Source organism: Microbulbifer maximicatervae (SeqCode) (assembly GCF_052467385.1).
In genome coordinates this window covers 880,679-906,766 of record NZ_CP174311.1, presented here as the reverse complement: position 1 = coordinate 906,766, position 26,088 = coordinate 880,679, and the positions used below count along the sequence as shown (strand labels likewise).

The window sequence follows — 26,088 nt, the reverse complement described above, 5'->3', positions numbered from 1 at the left end:
CAAAGGGAAAAGTGCTTATTGCCGGATATGGCCATCTCCGAACACAATCCATTTTTGCGAAGTGAGCCCTTCCAGGCCAACCGGGCCGCGGGCGTGGATTTTATCAGTACTGATACCAATTTCCGCCCCCAAGCCGTACTCGAAACCGTCAGCAAAGCGGGTTGAGGCATTAATCATCACTGAGCTGGCATCCACAGCACTCATAAAACGGCGGCTGCGACTGTAATCCTGGGTGACAATTGCCTCGGTGTGGCCGGATCCGTAACAGGCAATATGGTCCATAGCCGCTTCCATATCCGCAACAACACGCACAGCGAGAACCGGGGCAAGGTATTCCTCACTCCAGTCATCTTCTGTCGCCGCTACACAGTGAGCAATGATTTCACGGGTCCGGTCACAACCGCGCAATTCAACCCCTTTGTCTTCGTAGGCACCAGCCAAGCGCGGCAGTATATCCGCCGCAACCATCTCGGCAACTAAAAGTGTTTCCATGGCGTTACAAACACCATAGCGATGGGTCTTGGCATTGAGGGCGATATCGAAAGCTTTGTCCAGGTCAGCCCGATCATCGATATACACATGACAAACACCGTGTAGGTGTTTGATCACCGGCACCCGGGCTTCGCGACTGACCCTTTCAATCAGGCCGGTTCCACCCCTGGGTACAATCACATCCACATATTCCGGCATAGTAATCAGGGCACCCACCGCTGCTCGATCGGTGGTATCGACAACCTGCACCGCCGTTTCCGGTAAACCCGCTTCTCGCAAGCCAGCGGTAATACAGGTGGCAATTGCCTTGTTCGAGTGCAGTGCTTCACTGCCTCCACGCAAAATTGTGGCATTGCCGGATTTTAAGCACAGGCTCGCTGCATCAATGGTCACATTGGGCCTGGACTCATAAATAATGCCCACCACCCCTAGGGGCACACGCATTTTGCCCACTTGAATACCGCTGGGGCGATAGCGTAAATCTTCAACTTCTCCCACCGGGTCGGGCAGCTCTGCCACCTGCACCAAGCCCTCGATCATGCCATCGATGCGGGCATCGTTAAGCTCCAGACGATCCAGAAGAGCCGCATCCAGGCCGCGCTCGCGACCCGCCTGCATATCCAATGCATTGGCCTTCAGCAAAGACACCCGCTGAGTCTCCAGTTGGGCAGCGATGGCTTTGAGAGCATTATTCTTGGTGGAGGTATCCGCGGCAGCTATCTGTTTGGCGGCGGTACGGGCGGCGCGCCCCATTTGTTCGAGCTTGGCGCGAGTGGATTGCTGATCAGCGGTGTCTGTGGCGGTCACTTGGCTCTCCGTGCAAAATCCGGTCGGCCGCGCAGTATAACCCAGCGAGACCCGGTTTAAAGTGCCGATTACCGGGCCGCACAGCTTTGTATCTAGCTATTCCCGCGTCCAACGGTCCAGGTTCTCGGCGATAGTAGCAAGTCGCATAAGAGGATCTTCTACCGCCAGCAGATCGGTGCGAACCTTATCCTCCAATGGCAGAAGCTGAGCCAATTGCCAGGAAAGTGAGTCCGCAGACTCCACCGGCTCAAATTTAAGTGATAGCGTCTGTGCCCGCTCCTTCAACTCCTCCAATACCGACAGAAGACCATCGCAATCCGCCGGAATCGGCTTTTCATCTTCATCTGGTATCCATTCCACGTCCCCCAGAAGCAGGTCATCTTCTGCGCGACGGGTGTGGACAATGCGAAAGCGACGCCGACCTTTAACCTCCACATTTAGCAGCCCTCCCTCACCCTGCCCCCAATCCACGATGTCGACATAAACACCGAGAGGCCATACTGAAGCGCGCCCCACTTCGCCCCCGGAGCGAATCAAAACAATGCCGAAGCCGCTATTGGTTTTCATGGACTCACTGACAAGGTGAATATAGCGCTGCTCAAAAATCCGCAGGGGCAAAGTCACGCCGGGGTATAGAGGGACACTCAGGGGAAAAAGGGGTATCTGTTGCAAAGTCATCACTCATTATTTTTTGTGTACCCTAAAGATAACATCGCCCTAGGGAACTCTGCGGCAGGTTAAGAGACTTTTTACCGCCAACCGGTTGGATTGGGAGCAAGTTTTTCCACTTTGCGGTAATTGTCGCTGGCAAGCCCAACACCCAGCCTTTAAGCTGCTGCGGTAAATTGACCAAACGGAGATTTTTCATGCCTACAGCAACCGCTCGCCATATCCTGGTTGAAAATGAACAGCAGTGCCAGGACCTGAAACAGCAAATCGAGAACGGCGCTGACTTCGGTAAAATTGCCGAGCAGTACTCCCAGTGCCCCTCTAGCCGTTCCGGCGGTGACCTGGGCTCTTTCAGCAAGGGAATGATGGTTCCCGAATTTGACAAGGTCGTATTTTCCGAAGAGCTGCACAAGGTGCATGGCCCAGTCAAAACCCAGTTTGGCTACCACCTGCTGGAAATTACCAGCCGCCAGGACTGAGTCCCGACTGTTGAGCAGACATAAAAAAAGCCGGGGTTATCCCGGCTTTTTTATATTTCAAATTTCTTCGATTCAGGCGCTGGGCGCCTCCTGCATCGGTGCCTCGGGCTCAACTTTATCAGCTTGCCTTTGACGACCGAGCGGCTTGAACATCACCAGCAACAGGGGCAGAAGTGTCAGGGAACCCAACAGTGCGGCGGACATCGCCAGCGCGGTTAGGAGGCCGAAATAGATCGACGGAACAAACTTCGACAGCGCCAAAATTGAGAAACCGACAATAATCGTGATCGCCGTGTAGAACATGGCACGGCCAATCGTTGCATGGCTACGGTGCATGGTCGCCAGGTAATTGCCATCTTTGGCAAACTCCGCGCGGAAGCGATACAGGTAGTGAATCGCGTGATCCACCCCGATACCCACGGTAATCGCGGCGATAGTGATGGTCATCATATCCAGCGGAATACCCGCGAGCCCCATACCACCAAGTACCACACAGGCCGCCAGCATATTTGGCACCAGTGCAATCAGAGCAATCCACAGAGAGCGGAATAGCACCAGGAACATCAGCAGGATTCCGACAAAGACGGCACCCAGGGTCAGGATCTGGGATTTAAACAGGCTCTGTAACATATTGTTGTACAGAACCAACAGGCCGGTCTGATGAACATTCTCTGGAGCTATGCCCATCTCATTGTGAGCGTAGTTGTAGATACGCTGGATCAGCTCATCGCGACGCAGGGTGGGGTCTGTCTCCATCACCCGCAGGGTGATACGAGCCTGGTTGTTCTCCACAGATAAATAGGGGTCTACCAGAACAGAGCGAATTTCGGCCGGCAGGCTGGTATTGGCCACCGCCAGCTCAAAGTCATTGAGGGGACCGCCATTCAGATCCACGGCAACTTTATACAGGGTCGCCAGAGATTGAACCTTGCCTATCTCCGGCTGCTCCTCCAGGTAATCATGCAGCTGCTCCAGCTTTGCCAAACCGGCAACCGTAAACCAGTAGCTCTGCTCCACTGACTCCTCTTCACCGCCAAATGGATCATCGGAGGCAAAGGGGTCCTCTTCTACAGCGAAGGGATCTTCCTCTGCTTCCATCGCAAACGGATCTTCTTCTCCCTCGAAAGCTGCCTCCTGCTCCTCGGGCTGATCCAGAATAATATCCAAGGTCACAGTGCCACCCAAGCGGCGGTCAATCACCAGCATGCCCTGATAAATTTCCGTGGAATCATCGAAGTAATCGATAAAGCGGTTTTCCACTTTCAGCTGGGATATACCCACCACACTCACGACGGCTGCCAGCAGTGAAATACCTAGCACCACAAACTTGTGGCGCTCAGCAAAGTGGGAAAACTGCAGGGTAAATGCGTGGGAGTTATCTGCACTCACACTGCCCACACGCTTCGGCAGCACCATCAGGAAACTGGGAATAATAAGGAACGACAGCAGCAGAGCCACAGTCACACCCATCGTCATCATCCAGCCAAAATCGATAACCGGGCGAATGCCGCTCACCACCAGGGACACAAAAGCCACGATGGTGGTCAGTGCGGTATACAGGCAGGGCTTGGCCATAAAGCGCACTGTCTGCAATACCAGCTTTTCAAGATTCCAATCCGGGTTCTGGGCAATATATTCCCGGTAGCGCACCGCCAGGTGGATGGTAATTGCCAAGGTAATAATTAACAGCAGTGCGACAAAGTTGGCCGAGATCACTGTCAGTCGCCAATCCAGCCAGCCGAGTAGCCCCAGCATCACCACCGCAGTGGTAACACAAGTCATCAGCGGCAACAGCACCCAGCGCGGCTGGCGGAAAATCAGCAACAGGGTAATCACGATAAAAGCGAGGATCCCCACACCGAATACCAGCAGGTCGCTTTTAATAAACGAGATCATATCGGCGGTAATCATGGTGACACCACCGAGGAACAGCTCCGCTTCGCCGTTGTAGCCAGCCAGAATTGCACGCACGGTATCGACTCGCTGGTGGGCAATTTTCTCTTGCTCAGTACGATGGGCCAGATAGACCGCGCTGATCTCCTCCAGGCGAACGGCCTCTTCTGGAGTCAGTCCCTCTGTATTGCGCTTGCTGCGCAAAGCATCCCGCTCGCGCACCATCTCGATGCCGCGGCTATCCAGTTTCAGGTTCGCCAGAATGGCGGTCGTCTGCCCGTCCGGGCTCAGGATCAACTCCCGATAAATCGGGCTTGAGAGGAACTCTTGCCGGGCCATATCCCGATCGACATCGGGCCTGGCGAGCGTGCGCACCTCATCGCTGATATCGGTGAGAACCAGCTTGGGGCTGTACAGCAGTGGGACATCGAGAATGCTCTGCACACTGGACACACCATCTACCTTGGCCAATTCATCCCGCAACTTGCCCAGGGTTTCCAGGGACTCATCACTGAACAGGTCCCCAGTCTTGGAGCGGTAAGTGACAACCAGGAAGTCGCCACTGGCATAGCGCTCGGAAATCTCGCGGAAATAATCCAGGGATTTATCAGCTTCCAGAGTGAGGGAATCGGCAGAGGCGTCGATCTTCAGGCGGGACAATCCGAGGGCTGCCAGCAGGGTTAACAGGCCGATAACCACCAACACCACAGCGGGCCGCTTGGTCACCAAGTATTCATAAGACTTCTGTAAAGCTGACAGCATAAATTTCCGCTTCTTTCCAAACTAAAAACTGGCCGCATTGCGGCGCGCATATTGTTCGCCTATGCGATGAATTAGCAAACCTAAAATTTGCCACCGCACCGTTTTATTGGAACTTTTTTCAGGGATTGTCGATATGCCCCAGGTCGCGTTCGGGAAACAGGGTATCCCTGACGCGACGTTTGAGCTCCTTAGCACCGGGAAAGCCGCCGTCACGCTTGCGCTCCCAGATCAAAATTTCGCCAATCCGAATCTCGAATACTCCCCCAGTACCCGGTTGCAATGCAACCTGATTGAGGTCATCGGCGAAAGTGTGCAGCAATTCCTGGGCCATCCAGGTGGCTCGCAACATCCAGTTGCACTGCACACAGTAGTGAATCGTAATACTCGGTTTTATCTCATTGCCCATCCTGCTCTCCCCAGCTGGGCAACAGCTTCTGCTCGATGCCCAACTGGTCGAGCAACCGCGCCACCACGAAGTCCACAATATCTTCCACCGAACTGGGCCTCTGGTAAAAGCCAGGGCTAGCCGGCAGGATCATGGCCCCCATGCGGGTGAGTTTCAGCATATTTTCCAGGTGAATCTCGGAGTAAGGCGCCTCGCGGGGAACCAGAATGAGCTGGCGGCGCTCTTTCAGGGCTACATCCGCAGCCCGCTCAATCAGGTTGTTCGATGCTCCACAGGCCACCGCAGACAAGGTGCCACCACTTGCCGGGCAGATCACCATACTGGCTGGCGCCCCGGTTCCAGAAGCCACCGGGGAAAACCAATCGCGCTTGCTGAAAAGGGTCAGCTGGCCTTCCTGCGCGGCAAAACGATCGGCGAGGAAATTCTGCAACTCGCGCTCATCGCCCTCCGGCAACTGCATATCAGTTTCGGTGTTGATGACCACCTGAGCCGCCTCAGACAACAGCAACCACACGCGCACATTCGATGCCAGCAGGCATTGCAACAGGCGCAAACCATACTGAGCGCCGGAGGCCCCGGTCATAGCCAGGGTCACGGTCTTTTCGAAAGAGGATTGATGCAAAGTCGATACCTTATTAAGCCCTGCGAGCATAGGACTGCGCAGGAAACATTAGTCTTCTGACTTAGAGATCGTATTTCTGTTCCAGGGCACCGATAAGGCGCTGGTGGATACCGCCAAAGCCGCCGTTGCTCATCACTACGATATGGCTACCGGAATCGGCTAGCTGCAACACAGATTCCACACCATCTTCAATCGAATCAAAAGTTTTGGCCGGCACCGATGAGTGGTGGGCGACGTCTTCCAGGGACCAGTTAACTCCCTCAGGCTGATACCAGAGCACCATATCGGCTCCGGAGCAGGAGTCGGCCAGCTTGCCCTGGTGCACTCCCATACGCATGGTATTGGAACGCGGTTCAATCAGGGCAATGATTTTATCCTCCCCTACCTTCGCCCGCAGACCATTGAGGGTGGATTCAATCGCGGTAGGGTGATGGGCAAAATCATCGTAAACACGGATGCCGGCCACTTCTCCCAGGCACTCCATACGGCGTTTAACCCCCTGGAAGCGTGCCAGAGCTGCCGCACTCAAATCTGGGGTGACACCCACATGCCGCGCCGCAGCCATAGCCGCGAGGCCATTTTGCACATTGTGCTGCCCGGTCAGGTCCCACTCGACCCGCGCCACAGCTTCGCCTTTGAACTGAACCGTAAAACTGCTGCCATCGGCGGCAATATCCACTGCGCACCAATCACCCACTCGCACACCTTCGGCAGACTCGCTGCCAACCCGCTGCACTTCACTCCAGCAGCCTTTATCAAGCACCTGCTCTACATTCTCTTCGGCAGAGGCCACTATCAGGCCGCTAGCAGGCACAGTTCGTACCAGGTGATGGAATTGTTTCTGGATTGCCGCCAGGTCCTCAAAGATATCTGCGTGGTCAAATTCGAGATTGTTGATAATCACCGTGCGCGGGCGGTAGTGCACAAACTTGGAACGCTTGTCGAAAAAGGCAGTGTCATACTCATCCGCCTCGACAATAAAGAAGGGAGACTCTCCCAAACGAGCAGAGACACCAAAATTAGCCGGAACTCCACCAATCAGGAAGCCGGGCTGCATATCTGCCGCTTCCAAAATCCAGGCCAGCATACTGGCGGTGGTGGTTTTACCGTGGGTTCCGGAAACCGCCAATACCCAGCGGCCACCCAGGAAATGATCGCACAACCACTGGGCGCCAGAGGTGTAAGCCAACCCTTTTTCCAACACCGCCTCTACCGCCGGATTTCCCCGGGACATGGCATTACCAATAATCACCAGGTCCGGGACGGGCTCCAGCTGTGCGGGATCATAGCCCTCGGTAATTTGGATACCCGCCTGTTGCAACTGGGTGCTCATAGGTGGATAAACATTGGCGTCACTGCCGGTTACGCGGTGCCCTTCCGCCACCGCCAGTTGGGCCAAACTGCCCATAAATGTGCCGCAAATACCTAGAATATGAATATGCATAGCGGAAAAATGTACTCCTACGGGTTGCGGCGCAAGCTTAACACGGCAATTCGGGCCAGTAATTGCCAAATACCCCAGTTACCATGCAATTTACTCGCTATTCCATTAGACTCCGCCCCCGCATTGGTCGGCCTCATCCCTGGTACGGTGGTAGGAATTTTCCCGAAAGGGTCGACACCCGATACGAGCTCCCGGTTATCCCCACTGGCACAAATGTTTAAAACTAGATGCGAGGCGGACTACCGGATCGGGATACTTCTCTATATCTCTATAAGCACAGGATAACCATGTCGAAAAAGAACGCCTTTTATGCGCAGTCCGGTGGCGTTACCGCCGTGATCAACGCATCCGCCTGCGGCGTAATTGAAGCTGCGCGTGAAAACCCGGACCAGATTGGCAATGTCTACGCAGGGCTAAACGGTATTCTCGGCGCGCTGCGCGAGGAGCTGATCGACGTGAGCCAAGAGAGCGCAGAGGATATTGCTGCACTGCGCCACACCCCTTCCGGTGCCTTTGGTTCCTGCCGCTATAAACTGAAGAGCCTGGAAGAGAACCGCGCAGAATACGAGCGCCTGATCGAAGTCTTCAAAGCGCACAATATTGGCTACTTCTTTTACAACGGTGGTGGAGACTCCGCAGACACCTGCCTGAAAGTATCCCAACTGTCCGAGACCATGGGTTATCCAATCCAGGCCATCCATATTCCCAAAACTGTGGATAACGACCTGCCCCTGACCGACAACTGCCCGGGCTTTGGCTCCGTTGCCAAATATGTTGCCGTTTCCACCAAGGAAGCGGCCATGGACGTGGCCTCCATGTGCGCTACTTCCACCAAGGTATTTATTCTCGAGGTGATGGGCCGTCACGCGGGCTGGATTGCCGCTGCCGGCGCTCTGGCCCAAGAACAGGAAGGCGATGCACCCCACATTATCCTGTTCCCGGAAATCGCTTTCGATAAAGAGAAGTTCCTCGCCAAGGTACAAAAGACCGTAGACGAGAAAGGCTACTGCGTTATCGTCGCCTCCGAAGGCGCCCAGTACGGCGACGGCACCTTCCTCGCCGATGCCGGCACCACCGACGCCTTTGGCCACAAGCAGTTGGGCGGTGTTGCACCGACCCTGGCCAACATGGTCAAAAGCGAACTCGGCCTGAAGTACCACTGGGCCCTGGCAGATTACCTCCAGCGCGCCGCCCGCCATATCGCTTCTGCTACCGACGTTGAGCAAGCCTACGCCGTAGGTCGCGCCGCAGTGGAAATGGCTGTAGCAGGCAAAAATGCCATTATGCCAGCCATTATTCGCGCAGAAGGTGAAGAGTACAGCTGGTCCATCGCAGAGGCGCCACTGTCTGAAGTCGCCAACGTAGAAAAATTTATGCCGCGCGAATATATCAGCGAAGATGGCTTTGGAATTACTGAAGAGGGACGCAAGTACCTGCTGCCATTAATTCAAGGCGAGGATTACCCTCCCTACAAAAATGGCATTCCCCAGTACGCCACCCTGAAAAAGCAGCTGGTGGAAAAGAAGCTGGGTACTGATTTCGAAGCTTAATAGAAACGGTTGCCAGTCTCCCAAAAGCCTCCGAGTAAAATCGGGGGCTTTTTTCTGTAAACGCCTCTACGCAGACTCCACATCAGACCAAACCGCAAATTCATTGCCGCAAGGTTCCCTAAAATGGAAGCGCCTGCCACCGGGAAACGGGAAAATTGGCTTGGCTATTTCGGCTCCGCATCGCGTGACCTTCTCCAGGGTACCCTCCAGGTCGCGGCTGTATAACACCACTAATGCAGATCCATTTTCAGTAGTGCTCTGCAACTCTGCCTTGAAAAAGCCACCATCCAATCCAGCATTTGAAAAAGCGGTGTACTCCGGACCGTAATCGGTAAAAGTCCAATTAAAAGCCTCGGTAAAGAATGCTTTTGTCTTACCCAAATCCCTGGAGGGCAACTCAATATAATTAATTTTCTCGCACTCTCTCATAAGCTCACCATTTTCCTTATTTTTCAATTTTCAGACTGTAGGTCGCACAGGGGTATTCACCACCCGAAAACTGCCATTTGCCAGCGCTAGTGGCCGATCCTGATAGAGAATAATGGCGCGATCCATCATCTGTACAAAATCGAGCATCGCATAAAGGATCACACCTTTTCGCCCCTGATATATATCAGGCCGATAAATCAACGCCGCCATCCTATCGTCCATGGCTTCATAGGTATATGAAGCCTCCCCAACTAACTCTCCCGACGCCGTAACATAACAATGTGTCGCGGTTTCATAGGTTACCGTGTGGGTAGAAAGGTCGGGGAAATCACCTTGTTTTGAATAGTGTGTGCCGGTCCATTCCAGGCTTAAACCTTCCAATGTCTTAAATGCCTGCAAACTATGTCTCCCCCAGTGGTTTAATAGCTTCGCCGATCACTAGTAACTGATTTACCTGAAGCAATAAAACACACGCTGACTGAAAACGACACTCCTTGCATTAAATATTTATCTATTTTGATACGTCTCCGATAGTCCCCAATGATACCTCAATACTCCAGAAAGACATCTTAGGCACTTTGCTCAAGTCTTTTTCCAATTCAGGGATCGGGCACGCACAAACACTTTCCCCTCCAATGGTCCATATAAAAAAGATTTTAATGACTCGCAATGGAGCCTTGCCGGGCTACCAATATGAAAACGAGGAAGTGAAACACTCGGGCATATACCCACGAAGGTAAAGAAGAAAAATACGCAATTAACGCGGGGAGGAAAGAAAACGGCCGAATATCTCTTGCCTTAATATCCGACCGTTCAATATGTGGAGTTAATTATTTATTGTTGTTGATATCCATCTCAGTGCCAAAACGGCTTGCGAATCTCAATTTCACGGTAGGCTTTATCTTCATTACCGAAATCGTCTTTCACAGTCAGGGTAATTTCATAACTACCACCGGTGGCATAGCGATGCAGTGCCATGGGGCCGGAGCGGCTGGCGCCATCGCCAAAGTCCCACTCATAGCCCAAACTACCGTCACCATCGTAACTACTGCGGTCTTCAACCCACACCCAGCGCAGGAAACTGTGCACTTTAAAGTCAGCCTGAAGCTCAACAACTTCATCAACCTGTACAAGCTGCTCAACTGTGGAAATCGCTCCCCGATCGTCTTCAACCTGCAGAATTACAGAGTAGGTACCTGCTGCATCGTAGCTATGACTGGGGTTTTGCTCACTACTGGTAGTGCCATCACCAAAATCCCAGGCCCAGCTAACGATAGTGCCATCGGTATCGACGCTGCTGTCGAAGTAGTTCACTTCGAAGCCTTCAACACCCCACTCAAACCCAGCAACCGGCTCCTGGTTATCTGCCCCCAGATCCAGTTCAACCACAAGCGGATCGTGATCTGAAGCGCGGAATGCTTCAGTCGAGTAGAAACTCTCCACCTGCTCATCGGTTTTATTCTCGATGTTGTAATCCAGCACCCGAGGCTCATCGGCATTGATATGCCAATCGGCCGCACCTGTTACCAGAGGAGCCAGTGATTCACTGGCGAGAGCGTGATCCAAGTAGCCGGACTCACCGCTGTAGACATAGGAGTAGGCTTCTCCTTCACCGAAAAACTCCAACAAATCAGCGTAGCCAGCGTCCTTTAGAGTGCTAATTGGGTTTTCGCGGGCATAGCTATTGAGGTCACCGAGCACCAGAACACGGTCGGTGCCGCTACCTGTCGGGTCAGAATCAATCCATGAAACCAGGGCATCTGCGGCTTCGGTGCGCAGTGAGTTCCAGCAGCCCTGTCCATCACCCAGATCATCGTTCAAACTGCCATCGCCAGGACAACTTCCCTTTGATTTAAAGTGATTGACCACCACGGCCAGCTCTTCACCACTTGATAGTTCGGCAAAAGCTTGTAGCAGTGGTTGGCGGTTACCGTCATCAAAGGGATAGCTATCAGTTGTCGCAGCAGCGCCTACAGGCATTACCCGATCGCTGCGATAAATCAGCCCCACAGTAATTTCATCGGTGCCCAGTTGAGCCAGGTCTGGATTAATAAATTGATAGTTTTCACTGCCAGTAGCCGCGTTAAGACCATTAATTAAATCCTGAATAGCACTTTCCGAACCGTAGCCATCGTTCTCAATTTCCATTAAGCCAACTACATCGGCATCCAGGCCTAAAATAGCGGAGATAATTTTATTTCTCTGGCGCAGGAATTCTTCTTCAGTATCAGCCCCACGGGAGGTAGGGAAACCGCCGCCATAACCATCGCCATTAAAATAATTCAGAACATTAAAGCTGGCGATCTTTAAACTGCCCTTACCCGGTAATTGTGGAGCGCTTTCACGCAGGTTGGCAGCAACAAATTCTGGCGCCTCCACGGGATGTACTCGGTAGGCGCTGTAGCTATACCCCATTACTCCGCGCAACCCCTCTACCGTATCGCCATTGCGTAAGGTATTACTGGCACTGAGGCCGGAGACGGGATAAGGCACAGCTTCCGGGTTCTGCACACTGGAACCATCGTCCAGCACAATCCTGTTAAGATCGTTTGCACTTTCCTGTGCTACGGCTGCAACCCCAGGCTCATTGTTGTGGGTGGGAATATAGAGACGGCCATTGGCCAGGGTGACTTCACCATAGCGCCCCAGGTTATAGTGGTCATTCACCATCAGGGCTTGCGGGAACTCAACCAACATCCCCTCGTATTGCTCCTGCTCTTCGGCAGAACTAAACGGCAGTGTGACTTCCTCGGCAGTCACACTGAAGCCGCTACCACAAACCGTAACGCCATCAACCTCATCTAATTCGGTAAAGTCATAGTATTCAGTAACCACACCACCGACGCGAACCAAGTCCCCGACTTGCACATCTACACCGAAGCCTTTGTCGTGTACAAACAGCCCCTCAGAGGTATTTATCTGGCCATCCTGGTCACTGTCTTCCTCTTGCAGGAAGAAGCCGGAAAGGCCAGTGCTGGTATCTTGGAAATCACCAACAACAACCGCTTCAATTTCGTGGCGCTCATTCTCCAGAGCGCTTTCAAACTCATCACCCTGAACCTGGCTGATTAACGTAGATATATCTCCGCAATCGCCGAGAACAACATCGTCATCACCGCCGTCATCTCCGCCACCAGTGCCGTCTTCGCTGTGCCAACCGAGGTTGGAAAAGTCGTCCTGGCCCAAGCTGGACCACTGCGCAGCAGGGTCAAAATCCGTGCTGCCATCAACACGACCTTCACTCACACTCCAGTTGCGAGTTAAGGTTTGGTTCTGGGTACCCAGACTGCTATCGCCCCATTGGCTACCGGGATCAACACCGATCTGGCCGATAACATCCACATATCCATTGGGGCCACTCAGGGCAACCGCATCATCCCCGTTAAACAGGCCGCTGGTATAAATCTGATCGGCTACTGACAGGATTGAGGAATCAGCACTGGCGTGGGCGAATACGTAAACATCGCCGTCTGCCAAGCTGCCACTTAGGGCGATGGTTGAAGCCGCCGCAGAGGAGCCATTGAAGTAAAGTTCAATGCTGTAGCTACTGAGGTCAACCGCTGCACCCGTGCCATTGTAAATTTCAAGGGCCTTATTATTGCTACTGCCCTCGATATATTCAGAAATAATGAGGTCGCTGGCTTGGACCTCTTCAGCCCAAAATGGTAACCCCAAGGCTGCAAGGGCAGCCAAGCCAATCTCTTTCATAATGTTCTCTTCACTCGTACCTGACACAGATTACGCGGCGCAAAGATTGGCGGTTAATTCCTAAAGTTCGATGAATGAAATATGAAATTTAAATTTCAGCTCTTTGTTCAAAAATCCATTTCACACAAAACCCGCCAAACTCGCCACACAATGCAAAAAAAGCGCCAAAGAATTTGTGCGGGGTGATGAATAGCGGCAAAGAAGCTTGAAAAGTTCGCCAAAAATTATATAGTCACTTATATAAGTGCTTATGGAACAGCTTTTATGAAATACAGCCAACTGGGGACTCAGCTTCGTCACCTTCTGGAATTACTGGATGGCGATGTAGCAGAGAGCTATAGGGCCTGTGGCCTGGAGAATTACAAACCCCGCTACACCCCGATAATGCGTGCACTTATCCACAAGAGAGATATCACCATTAGTGAGGTGGTAGCGAGCACCCATATTTCCCAGCCCGCAGTGAGTCAAACTGTAAAAGACATGATTAAACAAGGGCTGGTACAGACCTCTTCTGGAGAGGATGCTCGCCAGCGCAAAATACGCTTGACCCGCAAAGGCAGTGCGTTGATACCCAAGTTAAAACAGCAGTGGATAGCAACTCTGGAAGCTGAGCAGTCCCTCAATAGCGAATTACCGACAGAACTATCAGAGCTGCTCAATCAAGCAATTCAAGCTTTAGAGAAACGTCCTTATTTAGAGCGGATACAAGAAAATCTATCAATAGAGGCTACATAAATATGAAACGCCAACTCAAGATGAGTTTAGCGGTATTAATCAGTTTTTTTTCCATGTCTCTCGCGGCAAGTTCCGGCGCAATGAGTTCCTGCCAGTTTGAGACAGGCCCGGTTATTAAAGCTGCTGCAGTAGCTATTCAGAAGCACTATATATTGGAGGAAAAAGGACAGGCGCTATCCGCTCAACTCAATAGCCTGGCAGAATCCAAACACTTTAATCATCTTTGTAGTGACTACCAACAATTAGCCAGCGCACTTACCAAAGAAATTCGCACCCTTTCCGGTGATAAGCATTTCTATATAGAGCATATAGATAACCAAAAAGAAGCCCACAATTGGATTGAACAGTGGCAGGCTGAAGCGCCCAGCAATAACTACGGCGTTAAGAAAATTGAGATTCTTCCCGGTAACATTGGCTACCTTTCTCTCTCTTCTTTCCACACCTATAAAAATGCCCGCCAAACCCTCGCTGCGGCTTTCACCCTGCTTCGCCACAGCGAGGGCCTAATACTCGATTTACGCAGTAATGGCGGCGGAGACGAAGAAACCGCCAATGCTGTTCTGCAGTCATTTATTGATCCCCATTCTCCCTTTCCCTTTGTTATTGAAAGCCGCAAGGGGAGAGAAATACCGAAACGTATTTCACCTCAACCCTGGCCCAGCTATGGGAGTGACAGACCAATGGTCATTCTGATTGATGGGAGATCCTTCTCTGCATCTGAGAGTACCGCCTTCGCACTACAACAGCTGGGCCGAGCCACGATTGTCGGTAATGCCAGCGCCGGTGGGGCACATATGATGGAGTCATCCCAAACCCTCCCCTATGGCTTTGAAATCGGTATCCCAGATAAACGCCCGGTTTCTACGATTGCCGGCAGCCGCCCCAACTGGGAAGGACAGGGTGTTATCCCCGATATTGAAGCCAGCCAGCAGGAGATCATTCAAATCGCATTAAAAGTAGTGGCAGAGGCCCTATAAGGCTCCCTTTACTTTGCTAAATTGAGCACTAGCGAAACGGGCACACAGGCTTGACCCCGCTCCACACAGGCAGAGCCGAATCCTCTTTATTATCGGATGGCGCGCCAGTTCGGCTTTTGAAAGCCCCCTCCTCTATGGTCAGGCGCATCAAAGCTGTTCCCTTGCGCTCCTGTAGGCTGGGGAGGCGCACCTGATCCCAGCGCCCCGGTTCTATATCGTCAATAATCGCTTTAAAAACCGCATCAAATTCCCGCTGCTCTTTGACCCTCTCACCTCGGCAAAACAATACCGCAGAACGATAATTAGCACTGTGATGAAAGGCTGACTTGGCCAGTACCCACTCATCATAACGGGCAAATGAAATACAGACCTGTTCTCCTGCCTCCAATAGTTTTTGTAGCCGACTCTTGTTAGCCAGGTGAAAATACAAAAACTCTCCCAGGCGCCAAATGGTTAAGGGAATAATGATGACTTCGCCGTCTTCAATAAAACCGACATGGCCCATTTTTAGCTCGTCGACAAGCTTATAAACATCCTCTCGCCGATAACTGGCACGCTTGGGGGCACGACGTACACGACTTTTCGCTGAGGTTGGCAATTCATCAGAGATTGGCGAATGTAAATTCATAAAACCTCCTTTAATTCACTCTGGTATGAAATAGATATCGCCAATGTAGGATCTTGCTGGTACGCTGATAAGCGCCAGTTTTAACTATTTTATGGTGCCAGTTTTGAGTGCCGCCGAGCTTACAGACCTAACTCTCGAATCAGGCCAGCCACTACAGGAACAGTTGTATCGACAATTGGTAGATTGGATCTGCAACGGCCGGCTGGCTGCTGGTACCAAGCTCCCCTCCTCGCGCCGATTGGCAGAATCCCTCTCTATCAGCCGTAATACAGTGACATTAGTTCTGGACCAGCTGAAAGCGGAGGGCTTCCTTACCAGCCATCCAGGGAAAGGCGTATTTGTATCTCCCGAATTGCCGGCCTACACAAAGAAAACACACAGGCAAGGTTGGCAAGCACAGAGGAATAGGTACTTACCATCACTTTCTCACTATGGTGATTTTGCACAGACTTTATCTTGGGGTAAGAAAAGTGAAGATCAATCTCTTCCCTTCACCCCCGGCCTACCGGATCTAAACACATTTCCATTCACTATTTGGAACAAATTATACCGCCGTCACCAATCCAGGTTAGCTCTCGCAGGTTACGGGCAAAGCCAAGGTTATTTACCTTTGCGTATGGCACTTACGGAATACTTGCGCAACTCCCGGGGAGTTCGCTGTAACGCTGAACAAATTATTATTACCAATGGGACTCAGGAGGCCCTGAATTTATGTGCACTAGTCGCGATTAACCAGGGAGACAAGGTTTATATAGAAAATCCGGGATATCGCCGTGCTCGAGCAGCTTTCCAATCTGTTGGAGCAAAGCTCGTACCAGCGAACCTGAAAGATAAGCACTTGGATGTGGATAAGCTGGTCAGTAGTGCAACCGAAGCCAAGTTACTTTTTACCACGCCAACACATCAGTACCCAATGGGTGGTGTTATGCCTGCTGGTGAACGAATCAAACTGCTGGATTGGGCGACACAGGCGAGCTGCTGGATAATTGAAGATGATTACGACAGTGAATTTTCATTCCAACACAAACCCATCGCAGCACTTCAGGGCATGGGAGAAAATACACCTGTGCTCTACATGGGGGGCTTTAGTAAGACCTTACTACCCAGCCTACGATTAGGCTATTTAGTGGTGCCTAGTTCCACCGTAGAGGCCTTTACCCAAGCAAAAGAAATGTTATCTGGCCACTCCCCCTTAGTCACACAAGCTGTCGTGGCAGACTTTCTCGATGAGGGGCATTTTGTGCGACATCTTCGCAAAATGCGTGCTAACTATATGAAGAAATGGGAACATTTCTGTCAGCTTATTCGAGAAGAAATACCACCTCCAGCCGGACTAATTGCCAGTAGCGCCGGTATGCACTTGGTAATATCTACGCCGGGACACGACGACATCACCCTTTCAAAAAAACTACGCGAATACGGATTTGGCAGCACACCACTATCGCTCTTCTATTCCAATAAAACTGAAGATCCAGGATTGGTGCTCGGGTTTGCCAATACAACATTCGAACAGAGGGCAGATTGCGTAAAGATTTTCGCAAAAAATCTTAAAAAGTAGCCATTACACACCCAAACAACGCTTATTTTTATAATGCAGGTTTCTTCATTTTTCGCACCAGCATTAAGCACCTCCACCTAAAATAAAAAAGTAAATATTTTAATAGAATAAAAACAGTCTATTATCACCAAAATATCAAATAAAACCCAATAAATTAGGAAAAATTTCCTATGGCTCTTTCCCAAACCTAGGTCACAATCTCCATGGCTTTGGGTGTTCACTCTCTTTTTTAATTACTCAGATAATTAGGGAAATTTGATATGAAAAATAGAAATATGAATTCTATAAAAGCATCATTGCTCGCTGTATCCGGTATTGCAGCACTATCGCTCTCCGCCGCCGCTTCAGCTGTCAGCTGTGGAGATACCATTACAACAGCAGAAGTACTCACCGGTGATATTCTTGGCTGCGCAAGCCATCCCGCACTCGTGATAGATGCTGGCGGATCACTCGATATGGCGGGTTACCATCTCAGTTGCGATGGCAGCGGAATTGGCATTCAATTGAAAGACAGTGATAGAGTCCTTGAGGATACTGTTGGTGGAAGCACTATCACAAACTGTAACAATGGCGTATCTGCCGAAGGCGATGGCAGCCATCAAATCTTTGATATCACTGCTTCATCAAACTCTATTGCAGGAATCGCACTTTGGAGTTCAGGTAATACCGTGGAAGCCTCCGATGCTAGCGGCAATGGGGGTATGGGCATACGCGTTATGGGTGACGGTAATCGTGTGAGATACTCTTATGCATCAAGTAACGGTCTCCAAGGAATAAAAATCGTTGGTGACAATACTCTCATCAGATTCAATGAAACGATTCTCAATATGTCGAGTGGGATTGTAATTGATAGTGGAGATGGCGGCATTGTTGCCAATAATCTATCAGATAATAACGGCGTTAACGGCATTATGATGTTGGGACTGGGTCAAGTTGGATATCTAATTATAGGTAATAAAGCAGAAAATAATACCGGTGCAGATCTTGCTGACCACAACCACCCTGCTTGCACTGGCAATGTATGGATTAGAAACACTTTTGGCAGTGCTAACGATGCCTGTATTAATTAAATGATATAGCGACTTTAGTGGCGAGCCGATTAGTTTTAAATATCGGCTCGCTCTCACCTAAAACAAAACCCTTCCACTCGCGAGCCATTAACTACCAATAGATGTTTTTCTAGAATAAAATTATTACTTATAACAGCAATTAATAGTGGTCCTTATAGCTAGTAGCGACTTCCCCTGAGAATAAGGTATAGAAATTAAAAAATGATAATGCTCAGTAAATACAGAGGTTGCTTTAAAGGAATGGCCATCGGCGATTCATTTGGCGCCCCATACGAGGGTGGTGTTCTAGAAAGACAACTCTGGAAAATTATTGGGAAAACCGAACAGGGCAAAAAGCGCTACACCGATGACACGCAAATGTCTATTGATATTGCGACCTCCTTTCTTGAACATAATTACCTTGATCAGGACCACATAGCCAAAAAATTTTCCCAAAGTTATCGCTGGAGCAGAGGGTATGGTCCCAGTGCAGCGAAACTACTCAAAGGCGTCAGGGATGGTAAACGCTGGCAAGATTTAAACCGAAAAAAATTTAAGCACGGTTCTATCGGCAATGGGGCCGCCATGAGGGCACCTATTATTGCCCTCTGCCATCCCCAAAATGACTACCGCCTCAAGCAATATGTACAATCGGTGTCTGAAATCACCCACGCCCATCCAGTTGCTGTCGAGGGAGCATACTTGATCGCTATCGCCATCTGTGAATCCCTGCAAGATCGCTCAAACAGAGAGATTTTGAACAAACTGGAAGTAAGCTGTAAGTCCGAAATATATCGCTGCAAACTGGAAAAGTGTGCGACTCTACTGTTTAACCAGAAGATCCCACATCCGCAGCAAATCAAGCAATGGCTGGGTAATGGCATTACCGCGCCAGAGTCCTGTATCACCGCCATTTACTTTGGACTTAAGTATCGAAACTCTCCTTTAACGTCTGTATTAGCTAATATTTTTTCTCTAGGTGGTGACACAGATACCTTGGGTGCCATGGCTGCTAGCATCTGGGGGGCATTAAATGGAGAAGACCGAATGGAAAGTATGGCCGACAAGGTCGAAAACATCGATTTTATTACCGAGCTTTCTGAGAAACTCTATTTCACCCAATATCAGCATGAACAAGCCTTACAACCCGCATAGCCTACTAAAAAGGGAGAAGGGAAGAATACACCGTGCTTGGACCCTATGGTGATTCTTTTCTTCCACCCCAGTAGTAAGCCTTAAACAAGTAGAGCGGATCGTAAAATAACCAAAATGTTAATTTAAAAATCTCTGACAACTTAACCAGAGCACCATGAGGCTATTAAAAAGTGCTTTATTAGGACTGGATACTTCTCACCCTGGCCAAAAGCTTTTCGATACTTTTAACAGTAGTGCGCGCCCCAATAGCGCCAACAAAGAAGAAATGGTTACCTGTAACGGTCTGTGAAAAATAAGCGGAAGACGAGCGGATTATAAGCTGTACTAGCTCCCACCTTTCCCTTGGAATCTGCTCTGGAGATGCACCCCCTAAAAGTTTACTGGCAAGAACTCGATTGCGAATAAATGCCCAATCATCAATATTGCACAGCACATTTTCCAAATCCCCCATTGAATCACTCTGAATAACAACGGGAATTGGATAGTCCAAGAAGTCAAAGGTGTTTGCCGTTTTCAATGCCCTGGAAAGATCTTCCTTAAACCCTTGCCCATCATACATTAATCCAGTGCCAATAAGCGCGATGGGAATTGCTCCAAGGAACGCCTCCAGATAGATATCTTTGGGGATAATTGTGTGTTGGTTTAAGGTGTTCTGCTCATCAAGCGCGGCCAAAAAGGCAGGATATATGCCCTTTCGACTGGCCATCCCATCAACTGTCATTTCGATGGCCTTGGTATTAGCTTCGGGAAGAAAGCCCGGCAACGCGGGTTCTGCGGCCATAGCCACAAAGCATTCAATCGAAAAATTCAAGGCTTTCGCCGCCCTCGCTAGAGCCCCAGAGATTTTCCCTCCCATACTCCAGCCGCACACCACTACCGAATTTGGAAGGTTATATTCAGACAAAATCTTGGCAATAATTTCTGCAGCCTGATCTCCCCAATCTTGAATTGTAAACTCCGGGTGAGTACTGCAAAAAACCGCATTTTCCATAGGGTAAGAAATAGCAAGGAAGGGAAAACCCGCTCGATTGACCCAGTGACTTATAAAATCATCTGAGCGACCACCAGGATAGCCGTAGAAAATACGCGCTAGATGTGCTGTGCCTGGAATAAATACCATTAGCGGATTGGTACTAACCGCCGGAATATAACGGTAAAGCACTGGAAAATCATTGATTGTTTCCAGGACTTCCCCGTCAAACAAAGTGGGACTCGGTGCCATATTCACCCTGCGGAGAGGCAATCCGTTAACTTGGCGCTTTCCCCCAGACCTCCTCTAAGCGCTTATCACGCCCACAGCGGTAGCGATAATACTTGTAACGCAGAGGATTACGTTGGTAATAGTCCTGATGGTAGGCCTCTGCGGGATAAAAGGTTGCAGCGGGTTTTATTTGTGTCACCACCTTTTTACCCAACTCCGCTTCTACCTTTTTCTTGCTCTCCTCTGCTAACACCTTTTCTTCTTGACTGCCGTAAAAAATCTCGGCTCGGTACTGGTCACCGCGATCGCAAAATTGACCACCGGAATCAAAAGGGTCAACGTTGTGCCAAAAAATATTCAGTAAGTCGGAATAGCTGACTTTATTCGCATCGTACTTTACCTGAACAACTTCCGCATGCCCCGTACCACCGGAAGATACCTGTTCATAGGTCGGGTTTTTGACATGGCCACCGCTGTATCCTGAGGTGGTTTCCAGGACGCCATCGACCTTGTCAAATGGCGGCTCCATGCACCAGAAACACCCTCCTGCAAAAATAGCCGTGCGAATATTCGATGAATCCTGAGCCAGGGAAATACTGGCCAATGAGAGGAACAAGAGAGCAATAATACTGCGCATCATTCAGTCCTTTACCGATTGTCGATGGAACACATTCTCTTCTGTCGTCTATTCGCAGGAATTTATTACAGGGTGACGGTACCTTCACAGGCGCGCAAGAAAATATCCCGATACTCTATCCCGTTAAAACGCATCGGGTTAGTACTAGCGGAAGGCTCCACCGATGCCATTTTCCCAACTCTGTCGGCATCAGTGTCATCAATTCCAATCTCCGACAGGCTGTGGGGAACCCCCAGCTGTTTGCGCAATCCGAGCAACCAGTTGAGTACCGCGTCAAATCCGCTATCAAACATCTCATTACCGGCCAGTTGTAGATAAAGTGCCAGATGCCCCATAGGCACCTGGATGGCTGGACGGTTGGCGATCAGAACGTAGGGCATCAATATCGCATTTAACAAACCATGGTGCTTGTCATACAGGGCCCCCAATGGATGTGCCAGGGCGTGGATAGCGCCCAAGCCCCGCTGGAAAGCTGTAGCCCCCATACAGGAAGCTACCAACATTTGCTGACGCGCCTCGAGTTCTGCGCCTATAGCATAAGCTCGAGGCAAATACTCCTTGATCAGGCGCATCCCCTCCAGGGCGATTCCCTCGGCCATAGGATGGTATTGAGGGGAGTAAAAAGACTCGAGATTGTGTGACAGCGCATCCATTCCCGTCGCTGCGGTGAGGTCTGGGGGCAACCCCATTGTCAATTGAGCATCGAGAATAACAATGTCCGGCATCATGCGCGGATGGAAAATCAGCCTCTTAACCTGTGCTTTCTCATCGGTAATTACCGCAACCCGGCCAACTTCAGAACCTGTGCCAGCCGTCGTGGGAATGGCAATCAGCGGTAAAATACCCTCTGGGTCCACACGCCTGTAGTTGTCGCCAATATCCTCAAAATCCCAAATACTGTGCTGCTGTCCCGCCATAAGGGCAATGGCTTTGCCCGCATCCAGGGCCGAGCCCCCGCCCAAGGCAATGACCCCATCGCACTTCTGTTCACGCAGCCTGGCCACCCCATCGGCGATATTTATCTCATTGGGATTACCTTTGATTTTGGAAAAAACGCTAACTTCCAGACCCACCTGTTGGCATGGGTTAATCGCACTATCGACCAGTGGCAATGCGGCGACTGTAGGATCAGTAACTAACAGAGGCTTGTGAATATTCAGCTCCAGGCAAGCTTCAGCCAATTCAGTAATGCGACCGGGGCCAACCCAAACGGTCGTGGGATAATTCCAATTGACATGGTATTTATCCACAATTTCCTCTCTGACGTTCTGTCACTTTTGCATATTCAAAATAGGCTGTGACCTTTCGGAAAACAGGCAGACAATTTCACTTTCTGCATCCGGCAATCGTTCCCGCTAACCATCATGTTTAAAATGAAATGACTTGGGGCGGGTTAAATTCTCAAATCCAATTTTAGAAAGCGTACATCCACGACCAGATTGCTTGACACCCGTCCAGGCCAATTCCGGATCCAGGTAATCACAACGATTTAAAAAAACAGTGCCGGCCTCTAAATACCCTCCCATCTCCATTGCAACATCTTCATCGCGGGTAAAAATAGCCGCAGTAAGACCAAATGGGCTGTTATTCATAAATTCTAGAGCTTCGCCATCATCGTGCACTTTCTGCACCCCCAGCACCGGCCCAAAAGTCTCCTCGCGCATCACTCGCATGTGGTGTCGCACCCGGGTTAACAGTTGCGGTGCCATATATTGGGTACCCCGCTTGTCCATTGGGAATTCACTCACATCCAAGTGGACCTTCGCGCCCTCCGCTATCGCTTCATCCACCTGCGCACGAACCCGGTCTGCAGCTTCCGCACGCACCAAAGGCCCCAAAGTGGTCTCCACTTGATCCGGGCGCCCCAGTCGATAGTCACGCAGTAAGTCGACCGTTTGGGAAATAAACTCAGAAAAAATATCTTCATGCACATAGGCCCGCTCAATACCGCAACAGGACTGCCCGGAATTAAAATAGGCGCCGTCGACTACCGCTGCCACAGCTTGGCTAATATCGGCGTCGGCGCGAACATAGGCTGGATCTTTTCCCCCCAGTTCAAGTCCCACTTGAATAAATCGACCGGCAACTGTGCGTTCTAGATTCGCGCCAGCGCCAACCGAGCCGGTGAAGGCAACATGCTGGATTTCCCCCGCACAAGCTAATCGCTGGGTATAAGCATGATTTAAATGAAGAAACTGAAAAACACCGTAGGGCAGTCCCGCCTCGCGAAAAATCTCCACCATTCGCTCAGCACAAAGCGGTGTCTGTGCCGAGTGTTTTAAAATAACTGCATTGCCCGATAGCAGTGCCGGTACCACTGCATTAACCGCCGTCAGGTAAGGGTAATTCCACGGGGCAATTACCAGGGAGACCCCTAAGGGCTCGCGGCGGATAAACCGGGTAAAACCCGGCTTCTCAGGTAACTGAATGTCAGCGAGGGCTTCAGTAGCAAGCTGTGCCATGGTCTGCGCACGATCCATAAACCCGCTAATTTCCCCTCCTGCATAACGGATTGGGCGCCCCATCATCCAACACAGCTCCCGCCCCAAACGCTCTTTCTTAACGGCAAATATTTCCACAGCCCGCTCGATAATAGCGATGCGCTCATTGAGGGGAGTTCGCCTCCATGCTTTTTGTGCTTTACTGGCCCTATCCAGCACTACACGGATTTCCACCTCTCCCGCCAGAGCGCGCTCTACATAAACACTGTTATCAATAGGAGAAATACACTGAAGATGGTGCATGATTTTTGTAGTCTTCATCGGCGTCGATACTCCCAATTAAATAATTTCGAAGTACCGCTCCAACTCCCAGTCACTCACATGGCGGCGATATTCCCGCTCCTCCCACTCGCGACTGGCAGAAAAGTGTTCAACAAAGTCGCTGCCAAATAATTCCTGTGCTGCTTCTGACGCCTTAAATTGCTGCGTGGATTCCCACAGTGTGCCCGGCAGCACTTGTTCGTTTTCCAACTCCAGCGAGTAAGCATTACCGGCAACAGGCTCACTGGGCTGCCACTGCTGCATAACACCGTAAAGACCCGAGCCCAAAGCTGCTGCCAGTGCTAAATAGGGGTTGGCATCGGCGGCCCCCAAGCGGTATTCGACGCGCTGGGAAGTGTCGCCGCCGGGGATAGCACGCAGTGCCGTTGTGCGGTTTTCCACCCCCCAATTGGCTCCCGTCGGCGCCCAAAAACCTGGTACCAGGCGGCGATAACTGTTAACGGTCGGTGCCATCAGGGCAAGGAATTGCGGCATCAGCCTTTGCTGCCCAGCTATGAACTGACGCATTATCTGGCTGATACCATCTGGCTGGCTCGAATCGAGAAAGGCGGAATCACCGCTGCCACTATTGCGCAGTGACAAATGAATATGCCCGCTTTGCCCCGGGTACTCACTGGACCAGCGGGACATAAAAGTAGCCATCAAACCCATCCGCTGTGCCAGCACTTTTATAAAGGTTTTAAACAGGGCAGCTTTGTCTCCAGCGGCCTCAGCACCATCCACTGCAATAGCCGCCTCTAAAACTCCCGGGCCAGTTTCTGTGTGTAATCCCTCCAAGGGGAAATCCATGCGCTCGCTCAGCTCCAGGATTTCCCGATACAGCTCTCCGTGGACAGAATTTCGCAGTATGGAATAGCCAAACACATCGGGAGTAAAAGGCTTTAAATTGCGGAAACCCTTGTTCCGCACTGAATCGGGCGTTTCGTCAAACAGGAAAAATTCGTACTCCAGGGCGGCACAGGGATCAAATCCCAATGAGCGACAGCGTTCAATCACCCTGCGCAGAACTGCGCGGGGGCACAGCGCCTGGGCTCGACCATCAAACTCCGCGAGAAACAACAACATATCGCCTTCAAAAGGCACATCACGGCAGCTATCGGGGAGTATACGTACCGGGGCGTCTGGATATCCGGTATGCCAACCGGTATAACGAGTGTTGTCGTAGAGCTGATCCTTAACATCCCAGCCCAGGACCACATCACAAAACGAGAAGCCCTTTTCCAGGGATGAGAGGAATTTGGCGCGGCTCATATATTTGCCGCGCATTACACCATCGGTATCGAATAAGCCCACTTTGACATGACTGAGGCCTCGTTCTTCGACAATTGCGCGGGCCTCCTGAGCGGTTTTTACCTCCCGTGCCTTTACCATGACTGGTCCTGCCCCGTTGTTGTTATCTCCGAGTTACAGGATAGACCCGCCAGACGAGCTTCGACGCCATAAACCCGGCGCAGGCGTGACTTTCAGCCGAGCCCCTCAGCATATATAATCCGCGCTCCAGATTTTCAGTTATCTATTCATTCAGGACCAGCAATGAGCTTCGAAAAGATCCCGGCAGGTAAAGAACTGCCCAACGATATCAACGTAATCATCGAGATCCCTGCCAACCACGACCCGATCAAATACGAAGTGGACAAGGACTCTGACGCAGTATTTGTGGATCGTTTCGTTGCCACTCCCATGTTCTACCCAGCAAACTACGGCTATGTGCCCCAGACTCTGTCTGAAGACGGTGACCCCCTGGACGTGCTGGTTGTCGCGCCTTACCCGGTAATGGTTGGTTCTGTAATCCGCTCTCGTGTTGTTGGCGTTCTGAACATGACCGACGAATCCGGTGTTGATGCCAAACTGCTGGCCGTACCGCACACCAAGCTGACCAAGCTGTACGATCACGTTGAAGAAATCAGCGACCTGCCCGAGCTGCTGATCAAGCAGATCGAGCACTACTTCGAAAACTACAAAGCCCTGGAAGCGGGCAAGTGGGTTAAAGTAGAAGGCTGGGCTGACGCCGAAGCTGCACGCAAAGAAGTTATGGCTTCCCGCGAGCGCTACCTGAAAGAAGAAGGCTAAGCCTCACTTCTTTCAGAAGACTCTGAGCAATAAA

General features: G+C 50.9%; 23 protein-coding genes. 8 read left to right on the top strand and 15 right to left on the bottom strand.

The genetic code is table 11. From position 1 onward, the window contains the following. Window positions 1-15 precede the first annotated feature (15 nt). Both ACJJIR_RS03935 and ACJJIR_RS03930 read right to left on the bottom strand, forming a co-directional pair. Window positions 16-1,245, bottom strand: a complete 1,230-nt coding sequence (locus tag ACJJIR_RS03935; RefSeq protein WP_444908401.1) for a glutamate-5-semialdehyde dehydrogenase — start codon at window positions 1,243-1,245, stop codon at window positions 16-18. Window positions 1,246-1,395: 150 nt separating this feature from the next. After that, entirely contained in the window at window positions 1,396-1,977 is a 582-nt protein-coding gene (locus ACJJIR_RS03930) for an LON peptidase substrate-binding domain-containing protein (RefSeq protein WP_282931464.1), read from the bottom strand. A gap of 188 nt (window positions 1,978-2,165) precedes the next feature. Here ACJJIR_RS03930 and ACJJIR_RS03925 point away from each other — a divergent pair, with 188 nt between their 5' ends. Next, window positions 2,166-2,447 (top strand): peptidylprolyl isomerase, encoded by a 282-nt coding sequence (locus ACJJIR_RS03925; RefSeq protein WP_282931463.1) that lies wholly within the window; start codon window positions 2,166-2,168, stop codon window positions 2,445-2,447. A gap of 72 nt (window positions 2,448-2,519) precedes the next feature. Here ACJJIR_RS03925 and ACJJIR_RS03920 read toward each other — a convergent pair whose 3' ends face one another. The 4 genes from ACJJIR_RS03920 to mpl form a co-directional block, all read right to left on the bottom strand. Then, entirely contained in the window at window positions 2,520-5,102 is a 2,583-nt protein-coding gene (locus ACJJIR_RS03920; protein ID WP_444907408.1) for an efflux RND transporter permease subunit, read from the bottom strand. Window positions 5,103-5,220: 118 nt separating this feature from the next. Beyond that, window positions 5,221-5,508, bottom strand: coding sequence for an Rdx family protein (locus tag ACJJIR_RS03915; protein WP_282931461.1), 288 nt, complete (start codon window positions 5,506-5,508; stop codon window positions 5,221-5,223). Then, window positions 5,498-6,160, bottom strand: a complete 663-nt coding sequence (locus ACJJIR_RS03910; RefSeq protein ID WP_444891899.1) for a flavin prenyltransferase UbiX — start codon at window positions 6,158-6,160, stop codon at window positions 5,498-5,500. The genes ACJJIR_RS03915 and ACJJIR_RS03910 overlap by 11 nt, the downstream gene beginning before the upstream one ends. A gap of 31 nt (window positions 6,161-6,191) precedes the next feature. Continuing rightward, a complete protein-coding gene (gene mpl / locus ACJJIR_RS03905; protein ID WP_444907407.1) occupies window positions 6,192-7,574 on the bottom strand; it encodes a UDP-N-acetylmuramate:L-alanyl-gamma-D-glutamyl-meso-diaminopimelate ligase in 1,383 nt (460 codons plus the stop codon). 287 nt (window positions 7,575-7,861) lie between these two features. Between mpl and ACJJIR_RS03900 the strand changes: the two genes are divergently transcribed. Then, complete coding sequence (locus tag ACJJIR_RS03900) at window positions 7,862-9,124, top strand: 6-phosphofructokinase (RefSeq protein ID WP_282931458.1); 1,263 nt, start codon at window positions 7,862-7,864, stop codon at window positions 9,122-9,124. A 66-nt stretch (window positions 9,125-9,190) separates the two neighbouring features. Here the strand turns inward: ACJJIR_RS03900 and ACJJIR_RS03895 are convergent, their stop codons facing one another. The 3 genes from ACJJIR_RS03895 to ACJJIR_RS03885 all read right to left on the bottom strand — a co-directional run bounded on the left by ACJJIR_RS03895 (window position 9,191) and on the right by ACJJIR_RS03885 (window position 13,261). Beyond that, window positions 9,191-9,553: a VOC family protein gene (locus ACJJIR_RS03895; protein ID WP_413663152.1), complete on the bottom strand. Its 363-nt coding sequence runs from the start codon at window positions 9,551-9,553 to the stop codon at window positions 9,191-9,193. A 30-nt stretch (window positions 9,554-9,583) separates the two neighbouring features. Continuing rightward, window positions 9,584-9,952, bottom strand: a complete 369-nt coding sequence (locus tag ACJJIR_RS03890; protein WP_444907406.1) for a hypothetical protein — start codon at window positions 9,950-9,952, stop codon at window positions 9,584-9,586. 456 nt (window positions 9,953-10,408) lie between these two features. After that, window positions 10,409-13,261: an ExeM/NucH family extracellular endonuclease gene (locus tag ACJJIR_RS03885; RefSeq protein ID WP_444907405.1), complete on the bottom strand. Its 2,853-nt coding sequence runs from the start codon at window positions 13,259-13,261 to the stop codon at window positions 10,409-10,411. A gap of 264 nt (window positions 13,262-13,525) precedes the next feature. Here ACJJIR_RS03885 and ACJJIR_RS03880 point away from each other — a divergent pair, with 264 nt between their 5' ends. Both ACJJIR_RS03880 and ACJJIR_RS03875 read left to right on the top strand, forming a co-directional pair. Beyond that, the gene (locus ACJJIR_RS03880) at window positions 13,526-13,996 is read left to right on the top strand and encodes a MarR family winged helix-turn-helix transcriptional regulator (RefSeq protein WP_444907404.1); all 471 of its coding nucleotides are present in this window, start codon (window positions 13,526-13,528) and stop codon (window positions 13,994-13,996) included. Window positions 13,997-13,998: 2 nt separating this feature from the next. Next, the gene (locus tag ACJJIR_RS03875) at window positions 13,999-14,973 is read left to right on the top strand and encodes a S41 family peptidase (RefSeq protein ID WP_444907403.1); all 975 of its coding nucleotides are present in this window, start codon (window positions 13,999-14,001) and stop codon (window positions 14,971-14,973) included. 28 nt (window positions 14,974-15,001) lie between these two features. Here the strand turns inward: ACJJIR_RS03875 and ACJJIR_RS03870 are convergent, their stop codons facing one another. Beyond that, complete coding sequence (locus ACJJIR_RS03870; protein ID WP_444907402.1) at window positions 15,002-15,601, bottom strand: pyridoxamine 5'-phosphate oxidase family protein; 600 nt, start codon at window positions 15,599-15,601, stop codon at window positions 15,002-15,004. A gap of 103 nt (window positions 15,602-15,704) precedes the next feature. Here ACJJIR_RS03870 and pdxR point away from each other — a divergent pair, with 103 nt between their 5' ends. The 3 genes from pdxR (at window position 15,705) to ACJJIR_RS03855 (ending at window position 19,363) form a co-directional block, all read left to right on the top strand. Next, window positions 15,705-17,159 carry a MocR-like pyridoxine biosynthesis transcription factor PdxR gene (gene pdxR, locus ACJJIR_RS03865; protein WP_444907401.1) on the top strand — a complete coding sequence of 485 codons (1,455 nt, stop codon included), beginning with the start codon at window positions 15,705-15,707 and terminating at the stop codon, window positions 17,157-17,159. 260 nt (window positions 17,160-17,419) lie between these two features. Beyond that, window positions 17,420-18,229 (top strand): right-handed parallel beta-helix repeat-containing protein, encoded by an 810-nt coding sequence (locus ACJJIR_RS03860; RefSeq protein WP_444907400.1) that lies wholly within the window; start codon window positions 17,420-17,422, stop codon window positions 18,227-18,229. A gap of 207 nt (window positions 18,230-18,436) precedes the next feature. Beyond that, window positions 18,437-19,363, top strand: a complete 927-nt coding sequence (locus ACJJIR_RS03855) for an ADP-ribosylglycohydrolase family protein (RefSeq protein ID WP_444907399.1) — start codon at window positions 18,437-18,439, stop codon at window positions 19,361-19,363. Between the two features lie 178 nt (window positions 19,364-19,541). On the opposite strand, the gene ACJJIR_RS03850 is transcribed toward ACJJIR_RS03855, so the two are convergent. From ACJJIR_RS03850 to ACJJIR_RS03830, 5 genes are all read right to left on the bottom strand, one after another. Continuing rightward, entirely contained in the window at window positions 19,542-20,585 is a 1,044-nt protein-coding gene (locus tag ACJJIR_RS03850; protein ID WP_444907398.1) for an alpha/beta fold hydrolase, read from the bottom strand. Window positions 20,586-20,610: 25 nt separating this feature from the next. After that, window positions 20,611-21,204 carry a peptide-methionine (S)-S-oxide reductase MsrA gene (gene msrA, locus ACJJIR_RS03845; RefSeq protein ID WP_282931447.1) on the bottom strand — a complete coding sequence of 198 codons (594 nt, stop codon included), beginning with the start codon at window positions 21,202-21,204 and terminating at the stop codon, window positions 20,611-20,613. A 62-nt stretch (window positions 21,205-21,266) separates the two neighbouring features. Beyond that, on the bottom strand, window positions 21,267-22,451 hold the full coding sequence (locus ACJJIR_RS03840) for an iron-containing alcohol dehydrogenase (RefSeq protein ID WP_444907397.1): 1,185 nt from the start codon (window positions 22,449-22,451) through the stop codon (window positions 21,267-21,269). Window positions 22,452-22,556: 105 nt separating this feature from the next. After that, window positions 22,557-23,963, bottom strand: a complete 1,407-nt coding sequence (locus ACJJIR_RS03835) for an aldehyde dehydrogenase family protein (RefSeq protein WP_444907396.1) — start codon at window positions 23,961-23,963, stop codon at window positions 22,557-22,559. 18 nt (window positions 23,964-23,981) lie between these two features. Beyond that, window positions 23,982-25,355, bottom strand: a complete 1,374-nt coding sequence (locus ACJJIR_RS03830) for a glutamine synthetase family protein (protein WP_444907395.1) — start codon at window positions 25,353-25,355, stop codon at window positions 23,982-23,984. Window positions 25,356-25,517: 162 nt separating this feature from the next. On the opposite strand from ACJJIR_RS03830, the gene ppa reads away from it, so the two are divergent. Then, a complete protein-coding gene (gene ppa / locus ACJJIR_RS03825) occupies window positions 25,518-26,054 on the top strand; it encodes an inorganic diphosphatase (protein WP_282931443.1) in 537 nt (178 codons plus the stop codon). Window positions 26,055-26,088 lie beyond the last annotated feature (34 nt).

Bases quoted from the DNA above. Each gene is read 5' to 3' on its own strand.
- ACJJIR_RS03935 (WP_444908401.1), bottom strand. From the start codon at position 1,245: ATGGGGCGCGCCGCCCGTACCGCCGCCAAACAGATAGCTGCCGCGGAT.
- ACJJIR_RS03930 (WP_282931464.1), bottom strand. From the start codon at position 1,977: ATGACTTTGCAACAGATACCCCTTTTTCCCCTGAGTGTCCCTCTATAC.
- ACJJIR_RS03925 (WP_282931463.1), top strand. From the start codon at position 2,166: ATGCCTACAGCAACCGCTCGCCATATCCTGGTTGAAAATGAACAGCAG.
- ACJJIR_RS03920 (WP_444907408.1), bottom strand. From the start codon at position 5,102: ATGCTGTCAGCTTTACAGAAGTCTTATGAATACTTGGTGACCAAGCGG.
- ACJJIR_RS03915 (WP_282931461.1), bottom strand. From the start codon at position 5,508: ATGGGCAATGAGATAAAACCGAGTATTACGATTCACTACTGTGTGCAG.
- ACJJIR_RS03910 (WP_444891899.1), bottom strand. From the start codon at position 6,160: ATGCTCGCAGGGCTTAATAAGGTATCGACTTTGCATCAATCCTCTTTC.
- mpl (WP_444907407.1), bottom strand. From the start codon at position 7,574: ATGCATATTCATATTCTAGGTATTTGCGGCACATTTATGGGCAGTTTG.
- ACJJIR_RS03900 (WP_282931458.1), top strand. From the start codon at position 7,862: ATGTCGAAAAAGAACGCCTTTTATGCGCAGTCCGGTGGCGTTACCGCC.
- ACJJIR_RS03895 (WP_413663152.1), bottom strand. From the start codon at position 9,553: ATGAGAGAGTGCGAGAAAATTAATTATATTGAGTTGCCCTCCAGGGAT.
- ACJJIR_RS03885 (WP_444907405.1), bottom strand. From the start codon at position 13,261: ATGAAAGAGATTGGCTTGGCTGCCCTTGCAGCCTTGGGGTTACCATTT.
- ACJJIR_RS03880 (WP_444907404.1), top strand. From the start codon at position 13,526: ATGAAATACAGCCAACTGGGGACTCAGCTTCGTCACCTTCTGGAATTA.
- ACJJIR_RS03875 (WP_444907403.1), top strand. From the start codon at position 13,999: ATGAAACGCCAACTCAAGATGAGTTTAGCGGTATTAATCAGTTTTTTT.
- ACJJIR_RS03870 (WP_444907402.1), bottom strand. From the start codon at position 15,601: ATGAATTTACATTCGCCAATCTCTGATGAATTGCCAACCTCAGCGAAA.
- ACJJIR_RS03860 (WP_444907400.1), top strand. From the start codon at position 17,420: ATGAAAAATAGAAATATGAATTCTATAAAAGCATCATTGCTCGCTGTA.
- ACJJIR_RS03855 (WP_444907399.1), top strand. From the start codon at position 18,437: ATGCTCAGTAAATACAGAGGTTGCTTTAAAGGAATGGCCATCGGCGAT.
- ACJJIR_RS03850 (WP_444907398.1), bottom strand. From the start codon at position 20,585: ATGGCACCGAGTCCCACTTTGTTTGACGGGGAAGTCCTGGAAACAATC.
- msrA (WP_282931447.1), bottom strand. From the start codon at position 21,204: ATGATGCGCAGTATTATTGCTCTCTTGTTCCTCTCATTGGCCAGTATT.
- ACJJIR_RS03835 (WP_444907396.1), bottom strand. From the start codon at position 23,963: ATGAAGACTACAAAAATCATGCACCATCTTCAGTGTATTTCTCCTATT.
- ACJJIR_RS03830 (WP_444907395.1), bottom strand. From the start codon at position 25,355: ATGGTAAAGGCACGGGAGGTAAAAACCGCTCAGGAGGCCCGCGCAATT.
- ppa (WP_282931443.1), top strand. From the start codon at position 25,518: ATGAGCTTCGAAAAGATCCCGGCAGGTAAAGAACTGCCCAACGATATC.